This window comes from Vibrio sp. R10-SG3-ISO3, assembly GCF_059834225.1.
The window spans coordinates 48,484-57,421 of sequence record NZ_JCBDHE010000054.1; the positions used below are offsets into that span (position 1 = coordinate 48,484).

General features: G+C 50.3%; 2 protein-coding genes, 4 tRNA genes and 3 rRNA genes. 2 read left to right on the forward strand and 7 right to left on the reverse strand.

Translation table 11 applies throughout. The features are described from left to right. The first annotated feature begins 36 nt into the window (after positions 1 to 36). Together gepA and add are read left to right on the forward strand one after the other, a co-directional pair. Positions 37 to 2,592, forward strand: coding sequence for a phosphodiesterase GepA (gene gepA, locus AC6R1A_RS16820; protein ID WP_500632552.1), 2,556 nt, complete (start codon positions 37 to 39; stop codon positions 2,590 to 2,592). A 96-nt stretch (positions 2,593 to 2,688) separates the two neighbouring features. After that, positions 2,689 to 3,693 (forward strand): adenosine deaminase, encoded by a 1,005-nt coding sequence (add, locus tag AC6R1A_RS16825; protein ID WP_487903088.1) that lies wholly within the window; start codon positions 2,689 to 2,691, stop codon positions 3,691 to 3,693. Between the two features lie 235 nt (positions 3,694 to 3,928). Here the strand turns inward: add and AC6R1A_RS16830 are convergent. The 7 genes from AC6R1A_RS16830 to AC6R1A_RS16860 form a co-directional block, all read right to left on the reverse strand. Further along, a tRNA-Ser gene (locus AC6R1A_RS16830) sits at positions 3,929 to 4,019 on the reverse strand. Between the two features lie 162 nt (positions 4,020 to 4,181). Further along, positions 4,182 to 4,297: ribosomal RNA gene (rrf, locus tag AC6R1A_RS16835) — 5S ribosomal RNA — on the reverse strand. An 85-nt stretch (positions 4,298 to 4,382) separates the two neighbouring features. Beyond that, positions 4,383 to 7,271 (reverse strand): 23S ribosomal RNA (locus AC6R1A_RS16840). A 398-nt stretch (positions 7,272 to 7,669) separates the two neighbouring features. Further along, positions 7,670 to 7,749 (reverse strand) — tRNA-Val (locus AC6R1A_RS16845). Positions 7,750 to 7,844: 95 nt separating this feature from the next. Further along, positions 7,845 to 7,925: transfer RNA gene (locus AC6R1A_RS16850), tRNA-Lys, on the reverse strand. A 20-nt stretch (positions 7,926 to 7,945) separates the two neighbouring features. Beyond that, positions 7,946 to 8,021, reverse strand: a tRNA-Glu gene (locus AC6R1A_RS16855). 88 nt (positions 8,022 to 8,109) lie between these two features. After that, positions 8,110 to 8,938 (reverse strand): 16S ribosomal RNA (locus AC6R1A_RS16860); the annotation flags it as partial.

Consider the following 8,938-nt stretch of genomic DNA (forward strand, 5'->3'; position numbering starts at 1 on the left):
AAGATGACTTAACGCACACGCAAGAATCCGGACTTTATGGCGACCACTCAAATCACTCTAAGAACTGCCGTTGTTCTCCCATTCGTGATGATCTTTATCATCACACTGGGTGTGATTGTTGCGGTGCAAAAAAGCAGTTATGAAGACATGGTCGTGAACGTCAGTGACCAGGCGCTCTCGTCACTGACCGACAACGTCACCTTAGAGCTCAATCACTTTCTCAGTCCCGCCTTTGATGCCAGTCTGGCGATCAGCCACACCATCGGCTTTGGTGAGCTCTATCGTCATGATGATATGCGCCAGATCGAAGCGTATCTGCGCAGCAGCTTTTCGGATCTCTATCGCTCGATCCCTAACTTGGATGCGATTGGTTTTGGTGGTGAAGGCGCCGAGTATGTCGGTTATCGCCGCGAAGCCAATCAAGGGCTGACCTTGATGCTAAAAGACCGCCGCACTTTAGACAAACTGGTGATTTATCGCGGTCAACAGGTCTCTGGAGAGGTTCGCTCCGTCATCGATAACTATGACCCGCGTGTGCGCCCTTGGTACACGCCAATCGCAGACCATCACCATGGTGCCTGGTCGTCCATTTACGCCAATGCCGATGAGCGGCAAGATATCACGCTGACCGCACTGACGCCCGTGTTTGCTGAAGAAAAGTTTGTCGGCGTGGTGGGTGCCGATCTGAAAATCGACACGTTTAATGCCTTCTTGCGTCAGCAGCGCGATAAGAACAGCGTGATTATTTACATTACGGATGCCGAGCAGCGTTTAGTCGCCCATTCCACCGAAGGGAGCGTCGTTTCTTGGGGTACCGCGCAGAGCAAAAAAGGCGACCGCCTGCTTGCCATCGAGAGTGGTCATCCGGTGGTCAAAGCCAGTGCCTTGCACGCCAGCGAGGCCAATCTATTCCACCAAGGACGTTTCGAGCAGCAGCAATATTATCGCTTCCCGCTTTCGCTAAATGGCCAACGTTACTTCAACCACATTACGCCCTACACCGACTCACATGGTTTGACCTGGTATATCGGCGTCGCCATCGCTGAGCAAGATTTACTGGGCGATTTGGCACAAAGTCAGCGCAACGGTTGGTTAACGGGTTTATTGGTCAGCGTCTTGGGAGTCCTCGTCTGCCTTATCGCTCTGAACAAAGTGGTCAAACCCATCACCTCAACCGCTGATGCCGCCAAGCATCTTGCCAAAGGCGATTGGGATAGCCACATGCCTAAACCTGGCCATATCTATGAAACCAATCTATTGGTGTTCGCGTTTAACGAAATGGCAAACAACCTCAAAGCCTCTTTCAAAGCCTTAAAATCGCAACTGCTGTACGACTCGCTGACTCGCTTATATAGCCGTGAAGGGCTGGTCGATACCTGTGATAGCCTGAGAAAGCTCGAGGGGACCCTGCTGTTAGTCGGGATCAACAAATTCCGTGATATCAATGACAGCCTCGGCCACCTGCAAGGCGATCAACTGCTGGCGATCATTGCAGAGCGGCTGAAAACACGGTTTGAACAAAACAGCTATTTGGCGCGCATCGGTGGCGATGAGTTTGCGATTTATATTCCCGCTCATCGCGACAACGAACCTGCCAATGTCTACGCTAACCAAGTGTTGCAGATGTTTGCCTCGCCGTTTTCCATGGCGAGTGAAAATGTGGTGGTCAATGTCTCCGTCGGGATTGTGGAAGAAGGGCCAAGCCACAACATGACCCTGTGGCTAAGAAACGGCAGTATTGCCCTGAGTAACGCTAAGCAAGAGCCGTCCAACATCAGTTACTACAAACCTGAGATGGCGGATATTTCGCGTAAACGCACACTGATGCAAGCGAAGATCCAATCCGGCGTGGAGAAGCAAGAGTTTTTGCCTTTCTATCAACCGATCGTCGATTTAGCCACTGGCAAGGTGGTCGGCGCCGAAGCGCTAGCACGTTGGCAATCCGCAGACTCTGGGCTTATCTCTCCTATGGAGTTCATCCCTATCGCTGAAGAGAGCGGACTGATTGGCGCCATCGGTGAGACCATTTTGCGTCAAGCGTGTAACGACATGGTGAAGGGGATGCAAGAAGGCAAATGGGATGAGGATTTCCATATCCACGTCAATTTGTCGGTTAAACAACTGTCGAATGTCGATTTGATTGCCTCACTCAAGCGCATCCTTGAGGAATCCGGACTCGATGCCGATAACCTGACGTTGGAAATCACCGAGTCCCGTATTGTCGATAATGACCCAGTGATCATCAAAAACATGCGGGCCATTCGCGATCTTGGTGTCCATATCGCCATCGATGATTTTGGTACGGGTTACAGCTCACTGGCGTATTTGCACAAGCTGCCGTTCGATTGTCTAAAAATCGATCGCACCTTTGTCAACAAAATGCGCCCAGAGCAACTCGATACGTCGATCGTCGCTGCAATTGTCAACATGACCAAGAGCATGAAAGTAGAACTGGTTGCCGAAGGGATCGAGACCCAAGAGCAAGCGCAAATGCTCACCTCCCTCGCCTGTCCATTAGGTCAAGGCTTCCTCTACAGCCGCCCCATTACCTATCAGGATTGGCCAACAGATCTGGTTAACATGAAGCGATAATCAGCACATCGGGTCGATTTTGCGCGCTTATCCTACTGACACTCACATCATTGACTCTTATACTTAGCTCAAATTAGACCCATTGGATCCGTCATAATGATAACGAAAAATCTCCCGCTTACCGATTTGCACCGTCACCTTGACGGCAATATTCGCACTCAAACGATTTTAGAACTGGGCCAGAAGTTTGGCGTCGCCTTGCCCGCGTATGATGTGGCATCGTTAACCCCCCACGTACAAATTGTGGAAGCAGAGCCTTCATTGGTTGCCTTTTTGTCCAAGCTTGATTGGGGCGTAGCGGTCTTGGGCGATCTTGACGCGTGTCGCCGAGTCGCCTATGAAAACGTGGAAGACGCTCTGAATGCTCGTATTGACTATGCCGAGCTGCGTTTCTCTCCTTACTACATGGCGATGAAACACAAACTGCCCGTGGCTGGTGTGGTGGAAGCCGTCGTCGATGGTGTAAAAGCGGGTGTGCGAGATTTTGGCATTCAAGCCAATCTGATTGGGATCATGAGCCGCACCTTTGGCACCGATGCCTGTCAGCAAGAGTTGGATGCGATTTTGACACAGAAAGATCACATTGTTGCCGTTGACCTCGCCGGTGACGAACTCGGCCAACCCGGTGATCGCTTCGTGAAGCACTTTAAGCAAGTGAAGGATGCGGGCCTCAACGTCACGGTTCACGCTGGCGAAGCGGCGGGAGCAGAAAGCATGTGGCAAGCGATCAACCAACTTGGTGCGACGCGTATTGGCCACGGTGTAAAAGCCATCCACGACCCGAAATTGATGGATTATCTCGCAGAGCAGCGCATTGGCATTGAGTCCTGCCTAACGTCTAATATCCAAACCAGTACCGTGGATTCATTGGCCAACCACCCAATTAAGACCTTCCTTGAACATGGCGTGCTAGCCTGTCTCAACACCGACGACCCTGCTGTTGAGGGTATTGAGCTTCCTTATGAGTATGAGGTCGCTGCGCCGCAAGCAGGCTTGTCAGCAGAGCAAATTCGTCAAGCTCAGATCAATGGTTTAGAGTTGGCCTTTTTGTCCGAAGCCGACAAACAAGCCCTGAGAGAGAAAGTCGCCCAGCGCGTCTAGAACACGCCTTACCGTCCGTATCTAGCCGACCGCATCTAGCCAGCCATCGTGCTGGCTTTTTTGTATTTGGCGTTTGTGGGTGTCGTTTTTGAGGGGAAAGGTCAAGGACAGGTAGGTTGCAGCGACTCGAAAAACACATGATAGTGACAGTCGCAGTCGGTAGATATAGATTTGAAAAAATAGATATGCGCAGATATGAAAAAAGCCTCGCTATCACTAGCGAGGCTTTCAATAGTGGCGGAGAGATAGGGATTTGAACCCTAGATACGCTATTAACGTATGCCGGTTTTCAAGACCGGTGCTTTCAACCACTCAGCCATCTCTCCACAAATTGTGTAATCAAAGTCTTACTCACCCTTAAAGGTCGCTTTGATTAAGAAATTGTTTCTATAACGCATCAGATTTTGGTGTGAGAAGCGCAGTGTGCAGTCGCACATGAGCATCGCAGCAACAAAAGATGCAAGTTACGGGAACAATTTACAATCGAAGCCTGGCGATGTCCTACTCTCACATGGGGAAGCCCCACACTACCATCGGCGCTAATTCGTTTCACTTCTGAGTTCGGCATGGAATCAGGTGGGTCCAAATCGCTATGGTCGCCAAGCAAATTCTTTAATTCGGAAAGCTGTTTACGTTCTTACACATTCAATGTTCTTACATTGAGTCCATCAAAACCCTTTGGGTGTTGTATGGTTAAGCCTCACGGGCAATTAGTACAGGTTAGCTCAACGCCTCACAGCGCTTACACACCCTGCCTATCAACGTTCTAGTCTCGAACAACCCTTAAGGGCACTTAAAGTGCCAGGGAAGACTCATCTCAGGGCTCGCTTCCCGCTTAGATGCTTTCAGCGGTTATCGATTCCGAACTTAGCTACCGGGCAATGCGTCTGGCGACACAACCCGAACACCAGAGGTTCGTCCACTCCGGTCCTCTCGTACTAGGAGCAGCCCCCTTCAATCTTCCAACGCCCACGGCAGATAGGGACCGAACTGTCTCACGACGTTCTAAACCCAGCTCGCGTACCACTTTAAATGGCGAACAGCCATACCCTTGGGACCGACTTCAGCCCCAGGATGTGATGAGCCGACATCGAGGTGCCAAACACCGCCGTCGATATGAACTCTTGGGCGGTATCAGCCTGTTATCCCCGGAGTACCTTTTATCCGTTGAGCGATGGCCCTTCCATTCAGAACCACCGGATCACTATGACCTGCTTTCGCACCTGCTCGAATTGTCATTCTCGCAGTCAAGCGGGCTTATGCCATTGCACTAACCTCACGATGTCCAACCGTGATTAGCCCACCTTCGTGCTCCTCCGTTACTCTTTGGGAGGAGACCGCCCCAGTCAAACTACCCACCAGGCACTGTCCTCACCCCGGATAACGGGGCTAAGTTAGAACATCAAACATACAAGGGTGGTATTTCAAGGTCGGCTCCACAGATACTGGCGTACCTGCTTCAAAGCCTCCCACCTATCCTACACATGTAGGCTCAATGTTCAGTGCCAAGCTGTAGTAAAGGTTCACGGGGTCTTTCCGTCTAGCCGCGGGTACACTGCATCTTCACAGCGATTTCAATTTCACTGAGTCTCGGGTGGAGACAGCGTGGCCATCATTACGCCATTCGTGCAGGTCGGAACTTACCCGACAAGGAATTTCGCTACCTTAGGACCGTTATAGTTACGGCCGCCGTTTACCGGGGCTTCGATCAAGAGCTTCGACCGAAGTCTAACCCCATCAATTAACCTTCCGGCACCGGGCAGGCGTCACACCGTATACGTCATCTTACGATTTTGCACAGTGCTGTGTTTTTAATAAACAGTTGCAGCCACCTGGTATCTGCGACTCTCAATAGCTCCATCCGCAAGGGACTTCACCGTCAAGAGCGTACCTTCTCCCGAAGTTACGGTACCATTTTGCCTAGTTCCTTCACCCGAGTTCTCTCAAGCGCCTTGGTATTCTCTACCCGACCACCTGTGTCGGTTTGGGGTACGATTCCAACTTATCTGAAGCTTAGAGGCTTTTCCTGGAAGCATGGCATCAATGACTTCACGCCCTTGGGCGCTCGACGTCGTGTCTCAGCCTTAGAGAGAGCCGGATTTACCTAACTCTCAAGCCTACGCACTTGAACCTGGACAACCGTCGCCAGGCCCACCTAGCCTTCTCCGTCCCCCCATCGCAATAAGTTGAAGTACGGGAATATTAACCCGTTTCCCATCGACTACGCCTTTCGGCCTCGCCTTAGGGGTCGACTTACCCTGCCCCGATTAACGTTGGACAGGAACCCTTGGTCTTCCGGCGAGGAGGTTTTTCACCCCCTTTATCGTTACTCATGTCAGCATTCGCACTTCTGATACCTCCAGCATGCTTTACAACACACCTTCAACGGCTTACAGAACGCTCCCCTACCCAATACCTAAAAGGTATTGCCGCAGCTTCGGTTTATAGCTTAGCCCCGTTACATCTTCCGCGCAGGCCGACTCGACTAGTGAGCTATTACGCTTTCTTTAAATGATGGCTGCTTCTAAGCCAACATCCTAGCTGTCTAAGCCTTCCCACATCGTTTCCCACTTAGCTATAATTTGGGACCTTAGCTGGCGGTCTGGGTTGTTTCCCTCTCCACGACGGACGTTAGCACCCGCCGTGTGTCTCCCGGATAGTACTTACTGGTATTCGGAGTTTGCAAAGGGTTGGTAAGTCGGGATGACCCCCTAGCCTTAACAGTGCTCTACCCCCAGTAGTATTCGTCCGAGGCGCTACCTAAATAGCTTTCGGGGAGAACCAGCTATCTCCAGGTTTGATTGGCCTTTCACCCCTAGCCACAAGTCATCCGCTAATTTTTCAACATTAGTCGGTTCGGTCCTCCAGTTGATGTTACTCAACCTTCAACCTGCCCATGGCTAGATCACCTGGTTTCGGGTCTATATCCAGAGACTGAGCGCCCAGTTAAGACTCGGTTTCCCTACGGCTCCCCTAGATGGTTAACCTTGCCACTGAATATAAGTCGCTGACCCATTATACAAAAGGTACGCAGTCACACCACGAAGGTGCTCCTACTGCTTGTACGTACACGGTTTCAGGTTCTATTTCACTCCCCTCACAGGGGTTCTTTTCGCCTTTCCCTCACGGTACTGGTTCACTATCGGTCAGTCAGTAGTATTTAGCCTTGGAGGATGGTCCCCCCATATTCAGACAGGATATCACGTGTCCCGCCCTACTCGATTTCACTGAATGTGCGTTGTCAACTACGGGGCTATCACCCTTTATTGCCGGACTTTCCAGACCGTTCGTCTAACGCATATAAAGCTTAAGGGCTAGTCCAATTTCGCTCGCCGCTACTTTCGGAATCTCGGTTGATTTCTTTTCCTCGGGGTACTTAGATGTTTCAGTTCCCCCGGTTCGCCTCGTTATGCTATGTATTCACATAACGATACCTGCTTATGCAGGTGGGTTTCCCCATTCGGAAATCCCAGACTCAAGTGGTTTTTACTACCTAATCTGGGCTTATCGCAAGTTAATACGTCCTTCATCGCCTCTGACTGCCAAGGCATCCACCGTGTACGCTTAGTCACTTAACCATACAACCCCAAAGGGTCTTATTGGCTCATTTACTTTCACTTTGAAAAGTGAAAACAAACTAAGCAACCAAAGTTGTCTGCAATTATTTAAACATGATGCAGACTCGATTTTGCCGGACTCAAATATGAATAAGTGCCTAGAGACTAGTGTCTAGTTCCTAGATAACTTATTCCCAAGAACACTTGAATGTGTTTTTGTGTATTCATAGTATATGAATACTTTGAGAACTTTACAAACAACAATAAATTGTTGTTTTGTCAGCTTTCCAAATTGTTAAAGAGCATGATTCTTCCGAAGAAGGTCATTTTCTAAAGACTTTCGGCGTCAAAAAAACTCAACCACATGACGAATTACTGAAGTAGGTTTGAAATTTCTGATCCAAAAACATTTAGAGCAATGGTGGGCGATCACCGGGCTCGAACCAGTGACCCCCTGCTTGTAAGGACAGGTGCTCATCCCAACTGAGTCTAATCGCCCACATTATGTGGTTACTTTTTTCTTAGGCAAGACAAGTTGTGAGGCCGTGTACAAAAGTACACAACGAGCAACTTAACGCCGCATAAGAGATAAAGTGGTGGGTCGTGCAGTGGATTCGAACCTGCGACCAATTGATTAAAAGTCGAACTGCTCTAACCAACTGAGCTAACAGACCCCTTTTACTTCACAAAGGAAGTGGTATCCCGTAGGGGAGTCGAACCCCTGTTACCGCCGTGAAAGGGCGGTGTCCTAGGCCTCTAGACGAACGGGACACTAAGTTGAAGATATTGGGATATCTTCTATCTCTTAAACTACATAAACCATCAATCTGTGTGGACACTCAAAACGATAATCATCGTATAAGGAGGTGATCCAGCGCCAGGTTCCCCTAGCGCTACCTTGTTACGACTTCACCCCAGTCATGAACCACAAAGTGGTGAGCGTCCTCCCCGAAAGGTTAAACTACCCACTTCTTTTGCAGCCCACTCCCATGGTGTGACGGGCGGTGTGTACAAGGCCCGGGAACGTATTCACCGTGGCATTCTGATCCACGATTACTAGCGATTCCGACTTCATGGAGTCGAGTTGCAGACTCCAATCCGGACTACGACGCACTTTTTGGGATTCGCTTACTCTCGCAAGTTCGCCGCCCTCTGTATGCGCCATTGTAGCACGTGTGTAGCCCTACTCGTAAGGGCCATGATGACTTGACGTCGTCCCCACCTTCCTCCGGTTTATCACCGGCAGTCTCCCTGGAGTTCCCACCCGAAGTGCTGGCAAACAAGGATAAGGGTTGCGCTCGTTGCGGGACTTAACCCAACATTTCACAACACGAGCTGACGACAGCCATGCAGCACCTGTCTCAGAGTTCCCGAAGGCACCAATGCATCTCTGGTAAGTTCTGTGGATGTCAAGAGTAGGTAAGGTTCTTCGCGTTGCATCGAATTAAACCACATGCTCCACCGCTTGTGCGGGCCCCCGTCAATTCATTTGAGTTTTAATCTTGCGACCGTACTCCCCAGGCGGTCTACTTAACGCGTTAGCTCCGAAAGCCACGGCTCAAGGCCACAACCTCCAAGTAGACATCGTTTACGGCGTGGACTACCAGGGTATCTAATCCTGTTTGCTCCCCACGCTTTCGCATCTGAGTGTCAGTATCTGTCCAGGGGGCCGCCTTCGCCACTGGTAT